This is a genomic window from Hyphomicrobium facile, from assembly GCF_900116175.1.
Classification (GTDB): Bacteria; Pseudomonadota; Alphaproteobacteria; order Rhizobiales; family Hyphomicrobiaceae; genus Hyphomicrobium_B; species Hyphomicrobium_B facile.
In genome coordinates this window covers 107,167-130,203 of record NZ_FPCH01000004.1, presented here as the reverse complement: position 1 = coordinate 130,203, position 23,037 = coordinate 107,167, and the positions used below count along the sequence as shown (strand labels likewise).

Below are 23,037 nucleotides of genomic sequence, written 5' to 3'. Positions count from 1 at the left end.
GACATGAGCTGGGTATCAATCGGCAGCATTACCGACATTCCGCGACGAGGCGCGCGTTGTGTCGAAACACCGCTAGGCAAAATCGCGGTGTTCCGCACGGCCGAAGATCGCGTCTTCGCGATCGAAGACCACTGTCCGCATAAAGGCGGCCCGCTGAGCCAGGGCATCGTCCACGGCACCGCCGTCACGTGCCCTCTGCACAACTGGGTCATCTCGCTCGAAACTGGAAAGGCCCTCGGCGCCGACGAAGGCAGCGTGCGGGCGATCCCAATCAAAGTCGAAGGCGAAATGCTCTTCCTCGGTCTGGCCGTCTCGGCCGATCGGGCAGCCTGAGGCAGAAACTCTCATGACAGCGCAGCAGCCGACCAAAACGACCTGCCCATACTGCGGCGTCGGTTGTGGCATCGTGGCGGAGGTCGCTGCCAGCGGTAAGGTCACCGTGCGCGGGGACACCAATCATCCGGCGAACTTCGGCCGACTCTGCTCAAAGGGGTCTGCGCTTGGCGAGACCGTCGACCTCGATGGCCGGTTGCTCTACCCGGAGGTCGGCGGACGGCGCACAACTTGGGACGCGGCGCTCGATCTTGTCGCGTCGCGCTTCTCGAAGACGATCTCCGAATATGGTCCGGATGCAGTCGCACTCTATGTTTCGGGCCAGCTTCTGACGGAAGATTATTACGTCGCCAACAAGCTGATGAAGGGCTTCATCGGCTCCGCGAACATCGACACCAATTCGCGGCTATGCATGGCATCGTCTGTTGCGGGGCACAAGCGTGCGTTCGGTTCCGATACGGTGCCGGGATGCTACGAGGATCTGGAAATCGCCGATCTCATCGTGCTCGTCGGCTCTAACTTAGCCTGGTGCCATCCGGTTCTTTATCAGCGCATCGTCGCCGCGAAAGAAAAGCGGCCGCACATGAAGATCGTGGTGATCGATCCGCGCCGCACAGCGACAGTAGACATCGCCGACCTGCACCTACCGATCAAACCTGATGGCGACGTTGCGCTTTTGGTCGGGCTCCTCAAGTATCTGCTCGAGACGAATTCCATCGATCGGGATTTTGTCGCGACTCACACTTCGGGATACGCAGAAGCGCTAAGTGCTGCGGAAGTACTGGATGGTCCGACGATTGCCGAACGAACGGGCCTCAGCCACGCGATGGTTCAATGCTTTTTCGATCTCTTCGTGCAGACAGAAAAGACGGTCACGGTCTTCAGCCAGGGCGTCAACCAGTCCTCATGCGGGAGCGACAAGGTCAACGCGATCATCAATTGTCATCTCGCGACAGGGCGCATTGGAAGCCTGGAGCTTCGCCGTTTTCCGTCACCGGTCAACCGAATGCGATGGGCGGGCGGGAAGTCGGCGGCCTCGCAAACATGCTTGCGGCGCACATGGACATCGGGAAGCCTGCGGACCGCGAGCGTGTGCAGCGCTTCTGGCAATCGCCCACAGTGGCCACGAGCACCGGCCTCAAGGCAGTCGATATGTTTCGTGCTGTCTCCGACGGCCGCATCAAGGCGCTTTGGATTGTTGCGACAAATCCGGTGGTCTCGATGCCCGATGCGGGCAATGTCGAGGTGGCTCTTCGCAATTGCCCGTTCGTGGTTGTCTCTGATGTCAGCGCGAACACCGACACCATACGCCATGCGCATGTTCGATTGCCTGCGGCAGCATGGGGCGAGAAGAGCGGTACGGTGACCAACTCTGAGCGGAGGATATCGCGGCAGCGAAGCTTCCTTCCGCTTCCTGGTGAAGCACAGCCGGACTGGAAGATCATTTGCGACGTGGCGAAGCGCATGGGCTTCGGTGACGCTTTCGATTTTAAATCGCCGTCAGAAATTTTTGCGGAGCACGCAGCGCTTTCCGCTTTTGAGAACAATGGCACTCGCGACTTCGATATCGGCGAATTCGAAAATATCTCGGAAGAAGCTTTCGATCGCCTTGAGCCATTTCAATGGCCCCGCCGTGCGGGCTCTGTTTCATCTCCTCGGATGTTCGGCGACGGCAGATTCTTCACGTCTGACAAAAAGGCTCTCTTCCTCACAACCGGCGCTGAGGACGTTCCGCGGATAACCAATGCCTTCCCGATGACACTCAATTCCGGGCGCATTCGTGATCACTGGCATACGTTGACGCGGACCGGAAAAAGCCAGCGGCTCTCACAGCATTACGGTGAGCCATTTGCGGAAATTCACCCTGAGGATGCCGCGCGCCACAACATCAAGGATGCCGATCTCGTTCGGGTTTCGACCGGGTCCGCTTTCATCATCGTGCGCGCGCTTGTCTCGGCGCGCCAACGACTAGGCTCGATTTTTGTTCCGATGCACTGGACCGATCAGTTCGCATCGAAGGCTCGCGTCGATACGCTTGTGCCCGCAATTGTGGATCCTGTTTCCGGGCAACCCGCTTCGAAGAACATCGCCGTTCGCGTTGAACGCTTCGTCGCGGAGGCGTTCGGCTTTGCGGTTCTTTCTCAGAAGCCCAAGCGCATCGACGCTGAATATTGGGCACTTGCGAAGTGTAATGGAGGCTGGCGCGTCGAGCTTGGCTTCGCCACGTCTCGTGGAAATTGGTCAACGCTCGCCGCCGAACTTTTCGGCGAGCCACCGAATGCCGAGACAATCGCGTTCCACGATCGCCAGAGCGGCCGCTATCGCTTCGCCTGTTATCGCGATGAAGCGTTATTGGGCGCGCTATTTCTCGCGCCGGACCCCGTGGCTGTTTCACGGGATTGGGCTGTGGGGCAACTCACTGCGCCGCATGCCCGGGCGGCTGTGCGCTTCAGGCTCATTGCCGGACGTCCGGGCGCCGGCGCCACGGACAAAGGCGCGACCGTCTGCTCTTGCTTTGGTGTCGGCGCCAATGAGATCGCGACGGCCGCACGTCGAGGCTGCGGCACCGTCGCGGCGATTGGAGAAACATTGCAAGCCGGCATGAGCTGCGGCTCTTGCCGCGCCGAAATCCGAGCCATCCTCGATGCACAGAACCTCGAAGCAGCGGAGTGACCGTTGAAACGAGTAATCAAATATTTGCGTCTCAAGTTGGCGTTTGGTGCATTTGTTAGCTTGTCCAGTGCGTCGCTTGCTGCTGATCTTGGTGGCTATTGCTGCAGCTTCCTTGAAGAGCGTGTTGCTGAACTTGAAGCGACGACCGCACGCAAAGGCAATCGCAAGGTCTTTCTGGCGATAGCCGGTTACGTCGGCCAGGAGCTGACCTGGTGGGATGCTGTCCGCGGATCGGTTAGACCCTCCGCTCTCGCCTGCGCATGATCGTGCGAATAGCGGTTGCGTGCGCGCCGCTTGCGAACAAGAGAGTCTTCCTCCGCTCCCGCATTGTTGTTCAACCGCGATTGGGAGGTAGTGCTGATCCCGGGGTCATGCTGGCATTTGACGGCCGAGGCAAGTCCTCACGGCTTGGGTCGCCGCAATTTGTTCTTCGCCTCGGCCGTGGGCAAAAGACCCTAGTCATTGTACGCCGAACAAAAGGTCGCGCTGCGGATATCGCCTGCCGTCCGACGACAGATGTCTTCGGGCGATAAGTTATCATCAACTTTGGGTGCTGAGCCACTTTTGGCTCTTGAGGCGCTACTGTGAACATGAGCAGCGGATCGCGCTTCGGCGAGTTGGCATTGCGGGGTGGCAATCCATTGTCCGCCGATTTTTGCGAAGTCGCCATCACATGCCGGCTGAGCATGGGCGGCCGGAACAGGAGCGAGATAAAGAAATGCAACCGCCAGTACAGCCGGTAGAACTTTGATCATGTTAGTCTCCTTTCAGCTTTTATTTCGGGAAAAAACCCAAGACGAAGCACTTCGAGAGCTGCGGCTGCAGCCCGAAAGCGGGAACTCCTGTTTCAAATGATTTTCTTGCCGCTATTCCAGCTGGCGCTCTGCGCCGTGAATGGCTCTATTCAGTTCGGCCGATTTTTATTTTCGGCATGGCGAGCTGAATTTCGCGCCGTTCGTGATGGTATCCCGCTTGTGAGGGGATTGCGGGCTGCGATGTCGCGTGGATATTCGGCCATTCTTTCCTCAATTCACGGACATCGACTGGCGCCGGTTCTTGTCTCATTCAATCTCGGCGACTCTCATGGGATTTGGTCCGTGAATGAATAGATGGCACCGACACAGATGTTTCACAAAAGCATAATAATGCGGAAAAACCGCAATTATTTTGTCTGCCAAAGGGGCTTCAATCGGCCATTCCAGCAGAGGACGCGCGAAGTCCTTCGCGAACATGAACGATAATGTTTTCATCGGCTCGCGCGGAATGAATAACGTAAGCAGAATAAGAAAATTCTGGCGAATTGGGTACCAGGGTCAAAAGGCCGTCTTTGAGATATGGCTTGATGAAACCGCGCCGGAAATAACCCCGCCCGCCTACCGCGAGAATGTATTCGAGCGCGAGCGGCCCGTAGCTAACGGCTACGGACGAAGGCGGAGCTGCGGGAAAAGCGGCGTGAAAGGCATCGGAGAATTCTTCGCCCCAATCTATCCGAACGGTCTCGTGCGATGCCGCCGATTGTGTGCTGCCCTTGGCCTCTGCCAAGACGAGTTTTTCTTCAAAGATAAGCTCGGCGATTAAGCCGATCTTACGCGGAGCGCCGTAGAGGATAGCCGCATCAAGCAAGCCTTCTTGAACCTGATCGATCAAGCGCTCTGCCGTATCCACGCGGACCGAAAGCGCAAATTGTGGATACGTCCGACGCATCCATACAAGCCATAAGGGGACAAGAGGATCCGAAATGCTGAGTTCCGTGCCAATTGAGATGACAGCTTCTTGCTCATGGGGTAGCGCGATCGAACGAACCGCTTGCTCAGAAAGTCTGACAAGACTTATCGCGAAGCAATGAAATTTTTGGCCCGCGGCCGTGAGCTGAGTGCCTAGCTTGTTTCGCACGAAGAGGGGGCGGCCAAGTTCCTGCTCGAGCACGCGTATCCTTGCGCCGATGGCGGTTTGGGTTACATGCAAATTGGCAGCCGCCGCCGCAAAGCTTCCTGTCTTGACGACTTCCAAAAAAGTTCGTGCCGAAGTTATGTCCATGACTGCCGTTAAATGCTGCTGGGGGTACTCTGAACGATGCCTCGCGAAGCTGTTTTTTTTAGTCTTTACTATTAGCCGGCGTGGCTGTGCGTGTCTTTCGTTTCCCCTTTCCCAGCCAGTCCCTCGGCCGCGTCAATCTGTGAGGGTGCCTCCCATCCACCGCCGAGAGCTAGGAAAATCGCGATCTGATTGAGATTGACGTCAGTCTGACCCGCAGCGTAGGCCTGTTCGGCCGCCGCGAGGCTTCGATCAGCCTCGAGCGATGTAAGCGCATCGGTGCTGCCCCCTTGCCACAACTCGCGCGCATCCTTTGCCACTTTGGCAGCGCGGTCGCGCGCGTCTTTGAGATTTTTAAGGCGATCGAGGCTGAATGCGTAGCTCGTAAGTGAGCTTTCGATTTCGCGCAAGGCCGTCAGCACAGCTCTATCGAAGCTCGCCAGGTCCGCGCGGCTTTGCGCTTGCGCTGCCGCAATGCGCGCGCGGGCCACGTTTTGATTGATATTCCAACTTATGGTCGGGCCGACGCCGAACCGATTGGTCAGCGCTCCAAACAAATCCGGAGCTGCACCTTGTGTTCCTATAGACGCGCCAATTTTCACATCGGGGTAGAGATCGGCGGTTTCGACGCCGATAATTGCGGTGGCTGCGGCGAGCCGTCGCTCGGCTGCTCGAACATCGGGACGGCGTCTGAGCAGCGCGCGAGCATCGCCGACAGCAATCGGTGAGGAAAGCTCCAGCGGGGATTTGCAGGAGAGAAGCGCGCGGTCCAATTTTTCGGGCGGCTCGCCGACTAGCGTCATCAGCCGATAAGCGGCGTTACGTTGACGGGCTTCAAGGAGAGGAATTCGTGACTGCAATTCTGCATATAGGCCTTGCTGCCGATCGATATCGAATCGGGCCGCGCGCCCACTGCTGACCAGCGTGCCCGTGAAGGCGATCGCCTGCTTCTGCACACGCACTGTGCGACGGGCGGAATTCAGTTCGTTGCCACTATTGCAGATATCGGCATAAGCGCGGGTTGTGTCGGCCGCGACGTTCACTCGCACGAGATCGCGCGCGGCGACAGCTGCCTCGTCCGCCGATGTCGCGGATTCGATGCCGCGACGGATCCTCCCGAAAAGATCAAGGTCATAGGTGATCGAAATCCCGGTATTCGCGATTTCATGCTGGGGTGGTTTGGTGTGGCTAAGATAGGATTCAGCCGACTGCTGAACGTAGCTCGTATCAAAATTTGCAGCGCCGTTAATTTGGCGCGCGGTCTCGGCTTCGGCGAGCAGAGCGTGTGCTCGCTCGAGATTGGCTTCCGCGGCGCGAAGGTCGGTATTGGCAACAAGGGCTTTCTCGACAAACCCCCCGAGCCTTTGATCATTGTAGAGCCGCCACCAGTTGCTGACCGGCGCCTCAACGACGATGGCTTTCGTTTTGGAAGAAAACGAGCCTTGCGACTCGGGCGCATTGAAGAGCGAACTGGTAGGCAACTGGTAATTGGGACCGACGACGCATGCGCCGAGGAACAAGCATACCGTCGAAGCTGCGATCGTCTCCTTCCTCACCATGGAAAGCTCCGCCTTACGATTGCCTCTCCCGTGTACGGCTTAACTTCCACTGTTGCTGTCTGCCCGACGATCAGTTTAAGCCCCGCCGGTAGCTTATCGATCGTCACGCGGACCGGAATGCGCTGAGCAAGACGGACCCATTGGAAGGACGGGTTAACGTTGGCAAGGGCGGATTCGCGATCGCTGCGCTCGCGGTCTTCGACGCCGGTCGCGATGCTCTCGACATGTCCGTGGATCGGCTCGGCCACGCCCATAAGAAAGGCAACGGCGGGATCGCCGACATGGATGGCAGGAATTTTGGTTTCCTCAAAGTATCCTTCGATGCGTATCGATTGGTCGTAAACGAGAGCCGCGACCGCATCCCCTGCCTTCATGTATGTTCCCGGCTGCAGGGTCATGTTTGATACATAGCCATCGACCGGCGCTCGTACGTTGGTACGGTCAAGATTGAGCTTCGCAAGGTCGCGTGCGGCTACGGCCTGCGCTAGTCCCCCCCGCAACTCGTCGACACGTGCGCTTCCCTGCTCCACGGTTTCCGCAGCGATTACATTCTTCATCGTGTGATTGCGCTGATCTTCCCTCTCCGCTTGCGTCAGCGACGCCTGCTTGCTTTGAACCAGGGCCTCAGCTGCCTGAAGAGCAAGTTCGTAACGCGGCCGGTCCATGACGAGCAGAACTTGTCCCTTCCGCACATACTCGTTGTCACGAACACGTACGTCGGTGATCAGCCCGGCGACGTCGGTCGCCACTTGCACGACGTCGGCCCTTATTTTTCCGTCGCGGGTTAGGGGATCGACTTGATAGCGCCGCCAAAGCGCCTGCATTCCCACAAGAGTGATTGACACCATTAGTAGGGTTCCAAGCGTACGGCTCCACAGCATGCCATTCATCGGAGAGGAAATTCCCGAGGCAATACGTGCGCATCGGCGAGAATGGAAAGCCCCCACCAGAAAGTCACAAACACTGCGATATCGAGAATGCCCATGTGGCTATTGACATGACGCAGTGGCATTCTGGCGATTAGCGGCCGTATGACATAAGCTAAGGTGGCCGCAAGAGCAGCCCAGACGAGCGCGGCGGGAAAGTACACGCCGAAAATTTGAACTTCATCGACCATGAATTTGGGTCTCCTCAATCCTGGACTCCGCTGGGAAGAGATTGCAATGAATGCCGACGGCAGCGAGGAGGGCCTGCCGCAACACGTCGCTTCGGTCGTCTGCTGTTTGGATCGCGCCGATGGCCCCATCGAGCGCCGACAGAAGTTGTGGGCCGGCCGGAGCCACATTCGCTTCGCGATAGCGCTGGTGAAATATTTGAGCGAGTTCAGAAAGTACGTTCTCGATTGCGTTTTTGACCTTCGCACTTGCACTCGCGGCGGCCTTTCGTAGGTGGAGAATATTCCGACCCACGCGGATATCGCTTAAGCCGTCGGCGGCATGAAGCGCGTCGCTCTCGCTTGCGAGCGCCATGCGCGCTGCGATCTGGCCCGTCCGATCGAGCGCCAGAGCGGTCCAATCCTTGAGACGAGGTTCCGTCGCCCCTTGGGCTAACGCCGCGATGTCACGCCATTGCTCGCGGATGATCCGGCGCGCGGTCCGTTCGATGCCAACCGAACGAAAAAGGCGCGTGACCGCAATCGTAATGACGATGCCCATGACTTGGGCAATGCCAGTGTTTGCGAACACGGCGAAATCGGCCTGGAAAGAATCGACAAAACCAAGGCCGACTATCAGACAGGAGAACATCGGAAGCGCGATCGCCGATCGTGCCGAGTCCGCCTGAATATACCCTATGCCGATTAAGGCCGGAGCAAGGGCTACACTCAGCAACATGTAGCCATCGACCAGCGGCAATATGGCGAACATGTAGGCCGCTGCGATCGGAAAGGTCACAAGCGTCGCGAAGAGATAGCGGCCGATAATCGGCGCGGGATCTTCCTGCGCCGCAAAGGAACAAGTAACGAGGGCCGCGAACGCCGCCGTTGCCGATCCCGACGGCCATGCCAGCAGTATCCAGACCGCGCAATAGAGAATGATCGCCGCCGCCATCGCGAGTCCAGCAAGGGCCGCCATGACAGGATCGCGCGCAATTGGAGGGCGCCTTTCGTCTATTGCTAAAGAAGGGTCGAGCATTGACGGTTGATCAAGCGCTTCTGTAAGGCTCTTGGCCTCTTGCAGCGTTTCGACAAACTCGGCGAGGCGTTCGGTGAGGCTCGCGACGATCAGCGCCTGCCAACGCCTTTCTTCACTGTTCTTATGCGATAAAGATCGCGCGCGCGCTGCAAGACGCGCCGCCATGCCTTCCAACTTGTTGGTCGGCGCGTCCGCGCATTCCCGCAACCATGTCCGCGTATCATCGATCAGTCGAGAGAGCTCAGGGTCGATTTCTTTCTTGTCTAAGAGGTCGAGGCGCTGGGCTATAGCGGAAGCCAACGGAATAAGCGCCGCAAGCCGCTGTTGCAGACCATGAACCATGCCACGGGCACCGGCAGCCCCCCTCATGTCGTATGGCAAGTGGATCGCGATTACTCCGAGTTCCGTCACGTCGGAGGCGACGCGTTGGCGGTGGGCGTAGGTAAGATTCCTATGGCGCAAGTCGATAGCGCCATCGGCCCACGCGATCGCATCGACGAGAAAGCGTTTCGCGCGGAAATAGATGACTTCCTGGACATTCCACGGCCGGATCACGCTATGCACGAGCGTCACCATCGCGATTGCGACAGTCATTTCTTCGACGCGGGATATGGTCGTCGTAAAAATATTCCCGGGATCATCGAGATAGGGAAAGCTGGCAACGGCCGCGCTAAAGCCGGCCATTTGAAACAGGAAGGCGCGGGGGGTGCGGTCGAGGACGGCAAGATAGATGCACAATCCGGTCCATGCGGAGAGGCAGAGAACCAACAATTCCGGAGAATTTTGAAGATTGGGAACGAGGATGATGGCAACGAGCGCGCCGAGAATAATCCCGATCAGTCGATACAACGCCTTTGGGCGCAGCGCACCGGACAGGGGCTGCGCCGTGACGTACACGGTCAAAATCGCCCACCACGGCCGCGGGAGGCTGGCCGCGAACGCGATCCCGAGCGTCAAAACACAAGCAAGATAACTGCTTAAGGAAAAGATGAGCCGGTGGGAGTCAAACAACAAAAGATGATTGTGCCAGCGGGTCGCGTTTATGGATGGTGACATGTGGGTTCGACGAACACCTCCCCCGGGCGGACAGGATCCGGCGGGGGTCTGCCGAATCCTGCCCGCATCTGGTTCCAGGCTCTGTCACATCTGCTCTGCGACGACAAAATCATTTAATTTCGATCAAACCAAAATTTTTTTGCGATCGATGACTTTACCGACGATCCCAATGACGATCTTGAAGTGAGGAGCCCCGGGGCAAATGGAGAAATTCAAGAGCAGCTAAGTGGCTGACGCTCGGTATTTCGGAAGCCGGGATGACATTGCGGAGCGCCTGAAGCGTCCGAAAGCTCCATCCCGCGCTGCGCTCCGTGCAGGTGAATGCGCTGCCTTCGCGTCTCGCCGAAGCTCTGGCTGAGCGCGCAGGGCTTAGCGGAAAGCTCGCAAACACTCCCGACCGAATGCTTGAACAGGCTCAGCGCCGGCTTTCCGACTGGCGCTTTCGCCTGCGCCCGATCGACGATGATTGCTAAGGGCCCAACTCGGCGGCATGGTTATGGTGATGTTACTCAGCGTCGTCGCGAATTTGGATTGGTCGCTGGCAAAAGCGGGAGGTCTCGTGATGTCTGTCGCGCTCGCCGGCGGGATAGTCGCTACGATACTGGGATCGTGGGGCGCGCTGCAGATCGTAAACCGGTGGCGATGAGATTCCTCTGAACACCAATTGCACGAGAGCCATCGCCGCGAGTGCCTTTGGTCGTTGCCGTGCAAGTTCGGCTGCGCAACAGCATCAGCAGCGTTGACCTCGATCAGATCGGGCAGCAGCGGCCTCGGTCACCGCGCGATGGCCCCGACAACGGACGATGCCGATCGGTGGCTAGACGTCGACCAGAGCCAGTCGATCGAGGCCGGCTAATGGGATGAAGTGGACTTTGTAGGGATGTTTCGACGGGCAAGCTGGCTAAATGAGCGCTTATTCCCTCGTTTGTGGACTGATTTGTGGATCAGGTGCCGAAAATCGAAAATAAGATAATAAAAACAGTGACTGTTGGAGGAAGCCCTCTCCACCAACGATCCCGTCTGCTGGCGGCATTTTTTACTTCCCATGGGTCTGGCGTGTTTTGCCTTGTCGGGGAAGTTGTCCTTCAAGGCTGCTTAGGGCAACCCGCCGTTGGCCGACGAGCAATTGGCGAGCGCGGCCGGCCGATAAAAAGTAACTGAGAACGCGTCCGTCGGGGACAGCCGCGACGGCACGTTTACGGATCTCGCTAATTGTTCGATGACGACCTCCAAAGGAAACTTGGGCGAGTTCGTGAAGAGAGCGAGGCGGGACACGATCTCCTAGCCGAGCTTCACGCAGACGCGCTGAACGCGCAGTTTTCCGTCCTCGGCATTCAGAGTGCACTGGCGTCCATTTCGCGAAGAAACTCACGGTACTCATCGGCTTCTCCGCACCCGGTGAAGCGGGTAGGCCTTTCGGCTAGTTCAACTGGTGACACTGAATTGGCCGGCAAGTAGGGAAATCATCGCTTGTCCGGGCCGTTGTATATTTCATAGCTACGCGATCTCGAGCGACGACCTCCGCCCACAATGAGGAGTAAGGCATGCGTCGGGATTAATCCTCTAACGGATTATCGCAGGGACGCGTCCTTTCTCGCAGGATGGAAAGGTCCAGCCCATGGTATCGAATACCACTCGCGCCTTGCGACCCTTCTTTGGTTTCCAAAAAGCTGAAAGGTTCGGCCATCGAGAGGCCGCAGCATTTTCCGATACGTCGCGATTTCGGTCGATCCGCCAATATCAAATGTTGGGGCAGTCCTGGGGGATAGAAAATCCTTTCTTCAAAATTCAGGAAAGCCGTTCGAAGAGGTCGGTGACCATCGATGGGAAACAACTCGTAAACTTCGGGTGGTGCGATTATCTCGGCCTGAGTGATCATCCCGAGGTGATGGCGGCGGCGAGGAGTGCCATCGACGCCTTTGGTTGCTGTATATCGGCAAGCCGCATGATCTCGGGAAGCCTGGACATGCATCGGCAGCTCGAAACGGAGCTTGCGGATTTTTTCGGCTTCGAAAATTCGCTTACTTTTGTGAGCGGGCACGCGGCCAACGTGTCAACGATCGCCACACTCGTGAACAAGGGTGACCTCGTCATTCATGATGAGTTCGTGCACAACAGTGCCATCGTTGGCGCGCGGCTATCAGGCGCCGAAATAAAGCCTTTCAAACACAACGATTTGGAATCGCTTGTTCGGCTGCTTCTCCAAAATCGCGACAGCTTCCAAAACGTATTGATCGTCATCGAGGGTCTTTGTTCGACCGAGGGTGATTGTGTCGATCTTTCCGGCCTCATCGAGATCAAAGAAAAATTCGGCTGTTGGTTGATGATCGACGATGCCCACGGCGTCGGGGTTCTGGGCGAAAGCGGCAGGGGCGTCGCGGAATATGCCGGAGTTGACCCGAGGAAAATCGATATTTTCATGGGCACTCTGAGCAAGTCGCTCGCATCCTGCGGCGGGTTTATTGCCGGCAATGCGGATCTGATCGAACTTCTCAAATATTCCGCACCGGGTTTCGTCTACTCGGTGGGACTTCCTCCCGCGGTGACCGCCGCAGCACTCGCAAGCCTTCGCATTCTCAAAAGAGAGCCGGAGCGCGTCCATCGCCTTCATGATAACAGCAAGCTGTTTTTCAGGGACTGCCGCGCGCGTGGCTTCGATACGGGGACGAGCATCGGACTTGGAATGGTCCCCGTTATCGTCGGTTCGGTGAAGAATACAGGCAAGCTGCTCGAGCGCATGCAGGAGCAGGGCTTCAACCCGTCACCGATCATCTATCCCGGTGTCCGGTTCAATGCGAGCCGGCTGAGATTTTTCATTTCGTCGGAGCACTCCGTCGATGAACTTCAGTCGTGCGCGGAAGCATTGAGCCGATAATCCGTTGCGTCTATTTCCCTTCGACGGCGTAGGGGGAACCTGCGCCGGTGTCCTTCAGAAGAAGCACGAACGGGATCAGGACGAGGAAGCTCAGCGTGATGAAGCCAAAGGACTCGATGAAGCCAATCATCATCGATTGTCGTGCGAGCTCGGCGCCGAGCATTTGCTGTCCAAGCGGACTGGATGCCGAAACGCCGGCCGCTTCGAACCAGGCGTGCAGGGCGGGATTGTAGGGGTCCATCGCGCCGGCGAGCGACTGCCAATTCTGATGCGCCGTGCGGGTCAAAATCGTGGCCGCAATAGCGATGCCGACAGAGCCGCCGATCGTCCGTGCGATGTTGAAGATGCTCGCTGCTTGATCCGAGGCGCTCTTCGGCAAGGTCTGATAGGCGAGCGTCGAAAGGGGCACAAATATCATGCCCATGCCGATGCCTTGAACGATGGTCGGCGCGATGATCCAGAATTTGTCGATGTTGAGATTGTACGTGGTCGTCGTGACGTATGTGCCGCCGGCCGACAACAGGAGGCCGAAGAATACGAGCCAGCGTGAATCGACATGTGAGATCAACGCGGCGACGATGATCATGCCGGCCATGACGGCGATGCCGCGCGGGGCCATCACGAGCCCTGCGGTGCTCGCTGGATAGCCGAGCAGGTGTTCCAGAAAGAGCGGCTGCAGCGCTATGGTGCTCAGCATTCCGACGCCGAACGCCATGATGAGAAACGTCGATGTGGCGAGGTTTCGATCCTTCAGCAGGCTGAGCTGAAGGATTGCGTCCGGCCGATTGAAGCTTCGGTAGACGAAAGCCGTGATGCAAACGATCGATATAACGGCCAAGCTGACGATCAGGCTCGATTGCAGCCAGTCTTCGACGTTGCCGCGATCAAGCAGCATCTGAAGGCTGCCGACACCGATCGCCAATAGGGCGGCGCCCAACCAATCGATGGGCACGCGGATCGGCTTCGTCGGTCTGAGGTAGGCGACGAGAAGCGCGAGGTTGACGATCCCGATCGGCAGATTGATGTAGAATATCCACGGCCAGCCGAGATGATCGGTGATGAACCCGCCGACCGTCGGACCCATGATGGGCCCGAGAAGCACGCCTATCCCCCAAACCGCCATCGCCTTGCCGCGGCTTTGCGCATCGAAGCTGTCGACCATCGTTGCCTGGGAGAGGGGAATGACGCTCGCTCCGAAGGCACCCTGGAGAAGGCGGAACAACACCATTTGAAAGAGCGTGCGGGCCTGTCCGCAGAGCATCGACGCGACAACGAAGCCCGCGACGCTGATGATGAGAACGCGCTTTCTCCCGAACCGTTCGGCGAGAAAGCCGCTCATCGGAATGACGATCGCTTCAGCGACGATATAGGACGTCAAAACCCACGTGATCTGATCGGGAGTCGCGCCGAGAGCGCCCATCAATTCGGGCAGCGCGACATTCACCACGGTCATGTCGAGAATGACCATGAGGACGGCAAGAAGAACGGCGAGCGAGGTCAGGAGCCTATCGGTGATCGGCAGGCTCGCTGGGTCCACTACTTGATCACTTGCTGCCGCTGTATCACTTGCCGCCACTGTCGCTTTCTCCGGCAGTGTCGACGGTCACGGATGCCGAGGCGCCGACGCCGATCGGGGGATCGTCCGGTCGAAGCGTCAGTCCGATGCGCACGGGGAACCGCTGGACGACTTTCACCCAGCTGCCCGTCGCGTTCTCGGATGGCATCAGCGAGAATGCGGCATTGCTGGCCCGGCTGATGGCCTCGACTTTGCCGGTGAATTTCAGCGACGGGAACGCGTCAACGGTGATGTTGGCGGTTTGGCCCACCTTGATGCGGGCAAGATCAGTTTCCTTGAAATTCGCGTCGACCCACCAATGCGCCGTATCAACGAGCGGGAAGAGGGGCATGCCGGCTTTGGCGAGTTCGCCCGGTTGAGTGCGGACCTTGCCGACGGTTCCGTCGACGGGCGCTTTTATGGTCGCATGATCGAGATCGAGACGGGCCTGGTCGACGGCCAATTGCGCTTGCTCGACGTTCGCCTTCGCGGCGACTGCCTGCGGGCCGGTTCCTGTCGGCTGCTGTTGTGCGACGGTGAGGCGCGATTGCGCGAGCTTTAATGCCGACTCGTAGGGTGCGGGGTCCAGCTGAACCAGGACGTCGCCGGATTTGACGGACGCGAAGGGTTCGACTTTGACCTCTGTCACGAGCCCGCTCACGAGCGGGGTTATCTGGACGATGTTGGCCTGGACCTGCGCATTGTCCGTCGAGGGATAAAGTGTCGAATGTTGCCAATAGAAATATCCGGCGACGATCAGACCGATGATTGCGAGCGTGCCGATAACGGAAAGCGCACGCTTGGAAAGAAGCGGCTGACGCGCGGATGGCGGGGCGCTGCTCTGGACAGCACTGGGCAACGGCTTCTTCTCTTGCAATCGATCCTGCATGGATTTTTTCCGCTTATTCGTAGGCTGCAACTTTCATGACCCCTTAAAGTTGCCATCACGGCTGGACGGAACGAACGCCTGCAGGCTCTATACTTGCAGCGTGCCGCGCGGGCGACTGAAATATCACGATGACACCCCTCGGCCCGATAGCAATTCTCGCCGATGCTTACCGGTTGAACTCCGAGTCCGGAATGCGGCGCATACGCAGCGTAAACCCCGGGTTTTCCGCTGGCGGATCAATAAATGCGGTGTGCTACCCATTTCGCTTGTGTGGCATGGGGCAGAATTGGGCGCTTGTTAACTCCTTCTGCCGAATTCTTACCCGGACGTATTCGAAAGCTCACGCAAAGCCTAGGTGGTGGTCGTGCCCGAGCGATTGCAGAAAGCCGAAGCCTCTTACTCGAGATTGATCGCGCAGCACGCCAAGTCGGACTTCGATCCGATGGAGGCGGAGACGCGCTTGCGGGGGCTGGTGCTCGATCAGCCGCTCGTTCCGCTGACCACCAAAAGTGGACGCGTGTTTTTCTTGCGGCGGGCTCTGACGGACGCCGGCATGTCGTATCGCATTTTCCGCACGGAACTGTCGGCTGTGATCGGCGAGGAAGCCGTTGGATTTTGCGAAGTGGGCCGCATGGTCAACGGGATCGCGGTCATCACAAAAGCCGAGGTCCAGAGGTCGTTTCAGCGGAAGGGTATTGCGACTGCCGTTTATGATTTGATTTCGGCGGACATGATTCATGCCGGAGGGCTGCTGTGGCCAGTGTCGCCGCGGCAAATGTCAGACGCTGAGTTCAAGGTCTGGTGGCGGCGGTCGCCGGTGCTGGTGTTTTATTATCCGCACAGACACCGGCTTGGTCTGCGGCCGCGCTTCGAATTCGAGGAGCTGTTCGACGGGGCCACGCCCAGGCGCACCTTCAGCGAGACGGTACGCGCCTGTTTCCACGCACTCGCTTCCCGATTCAAGTGGGTCCGTGGGCAGCAGCTAGATTGAGCTTCGGGCCGGATCGCGGCGCTTCAGGGCCCGGCTTTGGCGAGAAAGCGCTCGGCGACGCTCAGGGCTTCCCGGACCTTGCTCGAGATGACGCAGCGGCGCTGAAGTTCGCTGTCGGCGTATTTCAGCGCGTCGCGCAATTGCTCGATCACTCCGAGTGTCGAGATGTCGCTTGCAAGGCGTGGTTGGGCATTCATGACGGATCCTCCGAATTCGATTGTTCGGAAGCAATAACGTCCTCGCGGCATTTTCAAGGAAGCGGGGGCTTTTAGCGTATCTTTAGTTGTCAACAAAGCGGCAGGGACGGGGCCCTGACGCGCGTCACCACCAGAAGAAGGACTTCTGCCGTGGATATCCCCGCCGTCCGTAACGGTCGTAGCCGTAAAAGTAATCGTCGGAGCTATCGCGATAGAAGTTGTCGGACGGGAAGAACTGTTTCGGCCGCTTTTTGATGCCGCCTTGAGGCTCGGTGCTGACAAGCACGATGAAGTCCGTTGCCTTGTTAGTTTCCTTGCTCATCGGTTCATCGGAGATAATCAGCGATGAGCCGGGCCAGGCGACCTCGGAAAAGCGCGCGACGACTTCGGGCGGAATCGTGATCCGGTCGAGCGCGGCGGTGGCTTTGGCGAGGTCCGTCTGGGGCGTGTTGTTGACGACATCGCTCGTCTGCTGGAGGCGGTCGTCGTCGTTGTATGCGTAATCGGCTTCCTTGTGCTCCAAGGTTACAGCGTGCCAGCGCAGATCCTTGCCGTCGTTGGCGTATTCAACGGCGGTATAGATGTGTGTGCCGATCGGCCGATCGGGCTCGCTGATTGTGACAGGGGCTTCGAAGACGGGCTCATAGCCTTGGCGCACATAGAGCCGTTGCGTCTTGAGGCTGATGAATATCGAAACCGGTTGCGTCTTGTGCTTGGCGTCGTCTGCGGCAGCGACAGCGATGGCTCTCGCGGCTTCAGAGGGCGCCGCTTCTTTTTGGGCCGCCAGAAATTCGTCTTCGGCCGCTTTCAGATTTGCGGTTGCAACAGCCAATTTTGCTGCGGCTTCTTCAGCGTTTTTCGTCGCTTTCGCCTTCGTGTCTTCCCAATTCTTGATGGCTTTGGGGGACTTCGCGGCTGCCAGTCCTTTTTCAGCCTTTGCAACCCGGTCGTCGGCTGACTTTTTTGCGGCTTCGGCTTTGCGGACAATCTTGGCGGCTTTGTCGCGAGGCTCTTTCTTTTCGTCGACGATCTGCTTCATCTCGTCGGCCTGGGAATTTGCGGAATCGGCTTCAATCCGCTTGCCGGCCGCAATTGCTTTCAGGGCTTCGAGTTGGGCTTTGCGCGCCGGCCAACGCTTCACGTCGGGTTCAAATGGGCTCGCGCTATCGTCGCTGTCCTGGCCATAGTACGACATCGGGATCGCGACAGCAGACTCGACGGCCGGCGGCGGCGTGGGCTTCAGCAGCACTGGGTGGGAAATCTCGACGGGCGCGACGTCGTCGTAGGCAACGATCACGCGCATGCCGATCTTGGTCAGCGGAAAGAGGCGCTGGGCGAAGCCGTCCGGCATCCGGACGCATCCATGCGATGCCGGGTAGCCCGGAAGGGCGCCTGCATGGAGCGCTACGCCTGACCACGTGATGCGTTGCATGAAGTGCATCGACGCGTCGTCGTAGACATTCGAATAGTGTTCCTCTTCCTTTTGAAGAACGCTGTAGGTGCCGACTGGGGTCTCGTAGCCCGTTCGTCCGCTTGAAACCGGCGCGCGCATGACGCCGCCGGCGGCGTCGTAAACGCTGACCCGCTGATCCTTGAGGGACACGATCGCCAACATCGGCTGGCCGGTCAAAGTGTCCTGCGAAACGTCTTCGAGATTGCGCGAGCGGCGGCTTGCGGCTTCGGCGCTATCGATCATCGAACTCGAAGCCAGTGCTATCAGCGCCATCATGGCAAGGCCCGTCAGGGGGCGCTGTCGCTGAGGAAGCAGGCGGTACATTTTACAGACCTTGAGTATGCTGGCGGGCGGAAATGAGACAGGGGCAGCCTAGTCTGAAGATGGTTGAGCATTGATTAGCGCGTGCTCCAAGATTGATGTCATCGTGGACGTTTCGTTTCAATAGCCCTCCGCATTGCTCGGATGATCGGGCCTCGCGCATAAAAATCATGCAAAGACCCTCAACAAACGTTGGTGTTGAGGGTCTATCGTGATGACTTGATTACGTGTTTCAGCCGTCAGTCGCTGCAGATCCAGCGCCGATGCGAACGGCTCCACCAGCAGCCTTGATCGTAATCGTCGTAATATCCGTCATCGTAGTAATAGTAGGGGTAACCGGCAAAGAAGAAGCGGTTATGGTGATGCCGGTGGTGGCCGGCCATGTGCGTGCGGCCCATCTCGCGACGAACCGAAGGGCCTGCGAAGCGTGGTCCGCCCATCATGTGACCGGCGTGCATGCCTCCAGAACCCCCATGCATCCCACCTCCGCCGGAGCGGACCTGGACCTCAAAGCTACTCGTCGAATGGGACGCGAAGCCGCCCGGGTTGATCGGCGCAGCTGCCGCGCCGCAGGCTGCCGCCGAGAGCGCAAGCGCTCCGCCGGCAAATAGAGAAAGCAGCTTTTTAGACATAATGCTCTCCTTAGTGTGAGCGAAGGCATCCGGCCTGTTTGCCGTACACGGACGGGGAATGCGGGCTCGATCGGGGTCGTGACCCGAGACGTCACGAGGGGTCGCGTCGCATTTGCGGACCGGAAGAACGGGGACATCGTCGCCGTTAACTCCATTTTAACCACTCGGGCATGGCGCGACGTGTTCCGCCGGGAACAGCGCGAGCGGAGCGAAGTGTGCTGAGGGCAGGTAAAGGCCCAAGCGGTGCGGTTCGCGCCATCACGGGACGGCGGACAACCCGGTGTTCACCCTATTGCGGCCTCAAGGCATCAATCTCGAACTCGACTGGACGATGTTTACCATCGCCTCATCTGCGGGCCCCTATGGGATTGAATTCAATTCCAAGGTGCCCTTCCGCAGATGCCCGAGAAGTCGAATTCCTCCCCCCACATCATTCTCGAAAACGCCGATCCCCGATGGGAGCGTGTGATCGCCTGGGCCAAGTCGCTCTTTTTCGACAGGCTCGGCAGCGCCTCGCGGCCTAAACTTCTTCTGGCGGTAACGATTGCCGATCTCGTGTCGATCGTTGTCGCGTGGCCGCTCGCGAATGCGCTGCTAGGAAACCCGTTCGAGCCATCGTGGCGGAGTTTTGCTCTGACGACATTGGTTGCGGTGCTCGCGGTCTACGTGCTGCGCCGTCAATGGTCGTATTCCATTCCGGCGCTTCGCGGGTTCACCTCGCAAGCGCTGAAGGTGCTGACGTCGCTCGGCGCCGTCGCGCTCGGAATTTCGGGCTTTGCCTTTCTGTTCGATCACGATGAGGTCGCGCCACGCGAGATTGCGGCGTGGATGGAATTGTCGGCCGTGTTTCTTTGCGTCGTTCGTTCGCTTGCTGCGTGGACGATAGACCGGCTGACGCGCGCCGGCAGTCTGGTCCGGCGGACGGTCATCGTCGGCGGCGGGCAGGAGGCCGAAGATCTCATCCGCGAGCTTTCCTCGGATCCGACCAATCACATGCGCATTCTCGGCGTATTCGACGACCGGCAGGACGCGCGCGCCGCGGGGAGCTATGGCGGCATCGCGCGGCTCGGGACATTCGAGACGCTCACCGATTTCTGTCGCGATGCGGGCGTCGACTTGCTCATCGTCACCGTTCCGACGCGCGCTGAAGAACGCTTGATGGAGATCCTGTACAAGCTTTTCACGCTGCAGGTCGACGTGCGGATCTCGGCGTTGAACTCGAAGCTCCGGCTCAATTCCCGGGCTTACAGTTTCATCGGGCGGGTGCCGATGCTCGCGGTGATGGACAAGCCGCTGAGCGACTGGGACAGGGTTCTCAAGAACGTCGAGGATCGTGTGCTCGCAGCGCTATTGCTGCTGCTCGTTTCGCCGATCATGGCGCTCGTTGCGCTTGCCGTGCGGCTCGACAGCAAGGGTCCGATATTCTTTCGCCAGAAGCGCTATGGCTTCAACAGCGAAGTGATCGAAGTGTTGAAGTTCCGCTCGATGTACGTCGAGATGCAGGATGACACCGCCAGCAAACAAGTGACGCGAGGCGATCCGCGCGTGACGCCGGTCGGCCGCTTCATCCGGCGTACGAGCCTCGACGAACTCCCACAGCTCATCAATGTGCTAAAGGGCGAGATGTCGCTCGTTGGGCCCCGTCCCCATGCGACGGGCGCCAAGGCCGAACGCGATCTCTATGAAAACGTCGTGCAGGGTTATTTCGCCCGCCATCGGATGAAACCGGGCGTCACGGGCTGGGCGCAAATCAACGGCTGGCGCGGCGAGACGGATACCCACGAGAAGCTCGTCCGCCGCGTCGAGCACGATCTCTACTACATCGACAACTGGTCTGTTCTGTTCGATCTCTACATCATTGCGTTGACGCCGCTCTCGCTGCTGACGGGGAAGAATGCCTACTAGCGCCGAAGCAGCCGAGACGGCGCCGCGCCTTGCTCCTGCTGCTCCGATTTCGCTCAGCATTCGGGCGAGCACGCTCGCGGGCATGCTCGTTGCGATTGCGACGATGCTCAGCACGATCGTTTTCTCGGAGCCTGCGATTGCCGACGGCTTGATGGTGATGGTCATCGGCGTTCTGCCGGTTCTGCATGTGCTGAAATTCGGCAACGCGGCATTCGTCAATTATTCGGCGTGGATCGCGCTCTTTGCGCTGGGCTTTGCCGGAACGATGCTTTCCACGACGTTCCAGACCGCGTTCGTGCATCAGCTCGTCACGCTGTTCCTGGCAACGGGCGCGTTCGTGATCGCGGGCTACGTCGCGAAGGACCCGGAGCCCCGGGCGAAGCTCGTCCTCGTCTGCTACGTTGCCGCTTGTCTCATCGCCACAGCGGCGGCCTTCGCCGGGTACTTTCGCCTCATCCCTTCGACGTACGACCTCTTCACAAACTACGATCGCGCGCGCGGCACCTTCAAAGATCCGAACGTCTACGGCGCGGCGGTAGCACCTGCGATCGTCAGTGTCGTCTGGGTGATGTTGCGGGGACGGCCGGCGCACGCGCTGATGGCTGCGGCTGTTGCATTGCCGCTCGTCATCGGGTTGCTCATCAGCTTTTCGCGCGGCGCGTGGGTGTCGACGATATTTTCCGTTTTCATCTTGATCGGCATCGTCCTCTTCCGCTCGCGGCGCAGCTCGGATTTCAATCGCTTCGGGAAGGTGACCATCATCGGCATCGTCGGCCTGATGAGCGCGCTTGCGGTTGCAACACAGATCGACCAGGTTCGCGACCTGCTCGGCCAACGTGCCAACCTCGATCAGAGTTACGACGAGGGTCCGAACGGGCGTTTCGGGGGGCAGCAAAAGGCGCGTGCGCTGATCGTCGAGCATCCCTTCGGGATCGGGACGCATACGTTCCGCGATACCTATCACCACGAGGAACCGCATAACGTCTATCTCACCCAGTTTCTGAATGCCGGGTGGCTTGGCGGCTTGATCTACATCATGACCGTGGCGGTGACGCTCTATCTCGGCTTTCGGACGGCGCTGCAAAGAACGCGTCTTCAGGGACCGGCTGTGATCGCTTTCGCGTCGTTTGCGGGGTTGGCCTTCGAAGGGTTCGTCATCGATAGCGATCACTGGCGTCACTTCTTCCTAATGGCCGGATTGATCTGGGGGCTGGCAGATGCAACTCCTCCAGCGAGCGACCCGCGACGGCGGGCCGATGACATTGAGGCTTAGCCGTGTCGGCACCCGTCCTGCCGGCTGGTGGTGATCGCTGGCTTGGCGGGAAAAAATCCGTTTGCTACGTATTCCCCAGAGGTTCGGCATCTGGTGCTGCGCCCGTCGACCAGGAGTTCTCTCCATTTTGAGCATCCTCAAACAGCGGCGTGCGGCGATTGCCGCATTCATGGCCGCCGGTGCCTTCCTGCTTGGCTGCCTCACCGTGGCAGGGCAGGAGGGACCACCTGTCGACACGGCGCTGGTCGTCTCCGTCGACGTCTCGAACTCCGTCGACGACGCCCGTTACCGGCTGCAGATGGAAGGGATCGCCAAGGCGCTCGAAGACCCCGGCGTCATCGAGGCGATTACCGGGGGATCGGCGGGCGGGATCCTGTTCTCGATGGTCACGTGGGCGGACACGCCGTCCTTCGTCATTCCCTGGATCAGGATTGCGAACAAGGCAGATGCGTTTGCGGCGGCAAAGCGGGTTCGTTCGCTGCAGCGGCAAGGCGGCGAGTTCACCTGCATGACGCGCATGCTGCGGTCGGCAAACGACAAGATCGTTCCGCAGGTTCCGGCGAAGGCTGCCCGCATCATCATTGACGTATCGGGAGACGGTCCCGACAACTGCAACGCCGAGGAGCCCATCGAGACCGTGCGCGACGAGCTCGTGGCCAACGGTGTCACGATCAACGGTTTGCCGATCCTGCTCGATACGCCGGAAGATTCAGCGCTGTTGCCGAAAGCCGTGCCGGGCGGGCCGCCTCCGCTCGAGCAATGGTATCGCGAGCATGTCATGGGCGGACCCGGCAGTTTCGTGCTGCCGGCCCAGGGCTACAGCGATTTCGAGCGGGCCATCCGGCAAAAATTCGTCATCGAGGTGAGCGGTCTCGCAGCACCCCGCTATTCGATGACGGACTTGGCCCGATAGCTCGAAGCCGTCCTGAAATTCAGATGTCGTTTTCGGTGGCGGGGGCGCAGCGCCAGCGGGTGACTTGCCAGCCGGGATGCTCCTCGCTCCATTTCGCGAAGTGCGGCGGGGCTTCGGCCATGCACGTCATCGCGTCGATGTTGGCATCGATCGGGATCTTGTAGTCGCGGCAAACATTTGGATCGTTCGCAAGGCAGGCGGATAGAACGATTGCAAGCATGGCAAATTCCCGGATTGCGCGTCAGC

The 23,037-nt window shown here is 59.0% G+C and carries 18 protein-coding genes and 2 pseudogenes; 8 read left to right on the top strand and 12 right to left on the bottom strand.

Translation table 11 applies throughout. From position 1 onward, the window contains the following. The first annotated feature begins 3 nt into the window (after positions 1 to 3). The 3 genes and pseudogenes from nirD to BM399_RS18610 form a co-directional block, all read left to right on the top strand. Entirely contained in the window at positions 4 to 333 is a 330-nt protein-coding gene (nirD, locus tag BM399_RS18620; protein ID WP_092869462.1) for a nitrite reductase small subunit NirD, read from the top strand. A 13-nt stretch (positions 334 to 346) separates the two neighbouring features. After that, a pseudogene (locus BM399_RS18615) lies at positions 347 to 3,006 on the top strand (nitrate reductase). Between the two features lie 24 nt (positions 3,007 to 3,030). Continuing rightward, positions 3,031 to 3,225: pseudogene (locus tag BM399_RS18610) on the top strand (porin); the annotation flags it as partial. 236 nt (positions 3,226 to 3,461) lie between these two features. On the opposite strand, the gene BM399_RS21000 reads toward BM399_RS18610, so the two are convergent. From BM399_RS21000 to BM399_RS18585, 6 genes are all read right to left on the bottom strand, one after another. After that, positions 3,462 to 3,761: a hypothetical protein gene (locus BM399_RS21000; protein ID WP_143117867.1), complete on the bottom strand. Its 300-nt coding sequence runs from the start codon at positions 3,759 to 3,761 to the stop codon at positions 3,462 to 3,464. Between the two features lie 430 nt (positions 3,762 to 4,191). Then, on the bottom strand, positions 4,192 to 5,043 hold the full coding sequence (locus tag BM399_RS18605) for a LysR family transcriptional regulator (protein WP_092869298.1): 852 nt from the start codon (positions 5,041 to 5,043) through the stop codon (positions 4,192 to 4,194). Between the two features lie 71 nt (positions 5,044 to 5,114). Then, the gene (locus BM399_RS18600; RefSeq protein ID WP_092869297.1) at positions 5,115 to 6,599 is read right to left on the bottom strand and encodes an efflux transporter outer membrane subunit; all 1,485 of its coding nucleotides are present in this window, start codon (positions 6,597 to 6,599) and stop codon (positions 5,115 to 5,117) included. Next, positions 6,593 to 7,447, bottom strand: coding sequence for an efflux RND transporter periplasmic adaptor subunit (locus BM399_RS18595; protein ID WP_210186977.1), 855 nt, complete (start codon positions 7,445 to 7,447; stop codon positions 6,593 to 6,595). The genes BM399_RS18600 and BM399_RS18595 overlap by 7 nt, the downstream gene beginning before the upstream one ends. A 38-nt stretch (positions 7,448 to 7,485) precedes the next feature. Then, the gene (locus BM399_RS18590; RefSeq protein ID WP_092869295.1) at positions 7,486 to 7,716 is read right to left on the bottom strand and encodes a DUF1656 domain-containing protein; all 231 of its coding nucleotides are present in this window, start codon (positions 7,714 to 7,716) and stop codon (positions 7,486 to 7,488) included. Next, on the bottom strand, positions 7,706 to 9,787 hold the full coding sequence (locus BM399_RS18585; protein WP_092869294.1) for an FUSC family protein: 2,082 nt from the start codon (positions 9,785 to 9,787) through the stop codon (positions 7,706 to 7,708). The genes BM399_RS18590 and BM399_RS18585 overlap by 11 nt, the downstream gene beginning before the upstream one ends. 1,813 nt (positions 9,788 to 11,600) lie before the next feature. On the opposite strand from BM399_RS18585, the gene BM399_RS18580 reads away from it, so the two are divergent. Then, on the top strand, positions 11,601 to 12,662 hold the full coding sequence (locus tag BM399_RS18580) for an aminotransferase class I/II-fold pyridoxal phosphate-dependent enzyme (RefSeq protein WP_177228219.1): 1,062 nt from the start codon (positions 11,601 to 11,603) through the stop codon (positions 12,660 to 12,662). A gap of 10 nt (positions 12,663 to 12,672) precedes the next feature. On the opposite strand, the gene BM399_RS18575 is transcribed toward BM399_RS18580, so the two are convergent. Beyond that, entirely contained in the window at positions 12,673 to 14,238 is a 1,566-nt protein-coding gene (locus tag BM399_RS18575; protein ID WP_244531365.1) for a DHA2 family efflux MFS transporter permease subunit, read from the bottom strand. After that, positions 14,225 to 15,106 carry an HlyD family secretion protein gene (locus BM399_RS18570; RefSeq protein ID WP_092869292.1) on the bottom strand — a complete coding sequence of 294 codons (882 nt, stop codon included), beginning with the start codon at positions 15,104 to 15,106 and terminating at the stop codon, positions 14,225 to 14,227. Before BM399_RS18570 ends, BM399_RS18575 begins: the two co-directional genes overlap by 14 nt. A 364-nt stretch (positions 15,107 to 15,470) precedes the next feature. Between BM399_RS18570 and BM399_RS18565 the strand changes: the two genes are divergently transcribed. Beyond that, positions 15,471 to 16,097: an N-acetyltransferase gene (locus tag BM399_RS18565; RefSeq protein ID WP_143117866.1), complete on the top strand. Its 627-nt coding sequence runs from the start codon at positions 15,471 to 15,473 to the stop codon at positions 16,095 to 16,097. Positions 16,098 to 16,120: 23 nt separating this feature from the next. On the opposite strand, the gene BM399_RS21275 is transcribed toward BM399_RS18565, so the two are convergent. The 3 genes from BM399_RS21275 to BM399_RS18555 all read right to left on the bottom strand — a co-directional run bounded on the left by BM399_RS21275 (position 16,121) and on the right by BM399_RS18555 (position 18,700). Then, entirely contained in the window at positions 16,121 to 16,294 is a 174-nt protein-coding gene (locus BM399_RS21275; protein WP_177228218.1) for a hypothetical protein, read from the bottom strand. A 124-nt stretch (positions 16,295 to 16,418) separates the two neighbouring features. Beyond that, a complete protein-coding gene (locus tag BM399_RS18560; RefSeq protein WP_092869290.1) occupies positions 16,419 to 18,071 on the bottom strand; it encodes a L,D-transpeptidase family protein in 1,653 nt (550 codons plus the stop codon). A 236-nt stretch (positions 18,072 to 18,307) separates the two neighbouring features. Continuing rightward, positions 18,308 to 18,700 (bottom strand): hypothetical protein, encoded by a 393-nt coding sequence (locus BM399_RS18555; protein ID WP_092869289.1) that lies wholly within the window; start codon positions 18,698 to 18,700, stop codon positions 18,308 to 18,310. 399 nt (positions 18,701 to 19,099) lie between these two features. Here BM399_RS18555 and BM399_RS18550 point away from each other — a divergent pair, with 399 nt between their 5' ends. The 3 genes from BM399_RS18550 (at position 19,100) to BM399_RS18540 (ending at position 22,791) form a co-directional block, all read left to right on the top strand. After that, positions 19,100 to 20,605, top strand: a complete 1,506-nt coding sequence (locus tag BM399_RS18550; protein WP_092869288.1) for an undecaprenyl-phosphate glucose phosphotransferase — start codon at positions 19,100 to 19,102, stop codon at positions 20,603 to 20,605. Continuing rightward, positions 20,595 to 21,878, top strand: a complete 1,284-nt coding sequence (locus BM399_RS18545) for an O-antigen ligase family protein (RefSeq protein WP_092869287.1) — start codon at positions 20,595 to 20,597, stop codon at positions 21,876 to 21,878. The genes BM399_RS18550 and BM399_RS18545 overlap by 11 nt, the downstream gene beginning before the upstream one ends. A 169-nt stretch (positions 21,879 to 22,047) precedes the next feature. Beyond that, the gene (locus BM399_RS18540; RefSeq protein ID WP_092869460.1) at positions 22,048 to 22,791 is read left to right on the top strand and encodes a DUF1194 domain-containing protein; all 744 of its coding nucleotides are present in this window, start codon (positions 22,048 to 22,050) and stop codon (positions 22,789 to 22,791) included. A gap of 19 nt (positions 22,792 to 22,810) precedes the next feature. Here BM399_RS18540 and BM399_RS18535 read toward each other — a convergent pair whose 3' ends face one another. Continuing rightward, entirely contained in the window at positions 22,811 to 23,011 is a 201-nt protein-coding gene (locus tag BM399_RS18535; RefSeq protein WP_092869286.1) for a hypothetical protein, read from the bottom strand. Positions 23,012 to 23,037: the final 26 nt, after the last annotated feature.

Excerpts from the sequence above, each read along its gene's own strand:
- nirD (WP_092869462.1), top strand. The coding sequence starts at position 4 with ATGAGCTGGGTATCAATCGGCAGCATTACCGACATTCCGCGACGAGGC.
- BM399_RS21000 (WP_143117867.1), bottom strand. The coding sequence starts at position 3,761 with ATGATCAAAGTTCTACCGGCTGTACTGGCGGTTGCATTTCTTTATCTC.
- BM399_RS18605 (WP_092869298.1), bottom strand. The coding sequence starts at position 5,043 with ATGGACATAACTTCGGCACGAACTTTTTTGGAAGTCGTCAAGACAGGA.
- BM399_RS18600 (WP_092869297.1), bottom strand. The coding sequence starts at position 6,599 with ATGGTGAGGAAGGAGACGATCGCAGCTTCGACGGTATGCTTGTTCCTC.
- BM399_RS18595 (WP_210186977.1), bottom strand. The coding sequence starts at position 7,447 with ATGGTGTCAATCACTCTTGTGGGAATGCAGGCGCTTTGGCGGCGCTAT.
- BM399_RS18590 (WP_092869295.1), bottom strand. The coding sequence starts at position 7,716 with ATGGTCGATGAAGTTCAAATTTTCGGCGTGTACTTTCCCGCCGCGCTC.
- BM399_RS18585 (WP_092869294.1), bottom strand. The coding sequence starts at position 9,787 with ATGTCACCATCCATAAACGCGACCCGCTGGCACAATCATCTTTTGTTG.
- BM399_RS18570 (WP_092869292.1), bottom strand. The coding sequence starts at position 15,106 with ATGCAGGATCGATTGCAAGAGAAGAAGCCGTTGCCCAGTGCTGTCCAG.
- BM399_RS21275 (WP_177228218.1), bottom strand. The coding sequence starts at position 16,294 with ATGAATGCCCAACCACGCCTTGCAAGCGACATCTCGACACTCGGAGTG.
- BM399_RS18560 (WP_092869290.1), bottom strand. The coding sequence starts at position 18,071 with ATGTACCGCCTGCTTCCTCAGCGACAGCGCCCCCTGACGGGCCTTGCC.
- BM399_RS18555 (WP_092869289.1), bottom strand. The coding sequence starts at position 18,700 with ATGTCTAAAAAGCTGCTTTCTCTATTTGCCGGCGGAGCGCTTGCGCTC.
- BM399_RS18550 (WP_092869288.1), top strand. The coding sequence starts at position 19,100 with ATGCCCGAGAAGTCGAATTCCTCCCCCCACATCATTCTCGAAAACGCC.
- BM399_RS18545 (WP_092869287.1), top strand. The coding sequence starts at position 20,595 with ATGCCTACTAGCGCCGAAGCAGCCGAGACGGCGCCGCGCCTTGCTCCT.
- BM399_RS18540 (WP_092869460.1), top strand. The coding sequence starts at position 22,048 with ATGGCCGCCGGTGCCTTCCTGCTTGGCTGCCTCACCGTGGCAGGGCAG.
- BM399_RS18535 (WP_092869286.1), bottom strand. The coding sequence starts at position 23,011 with ATGCTTGCAATCGTTCTATCCGCCTGCCTTGCGAACGATCCAAATGTT.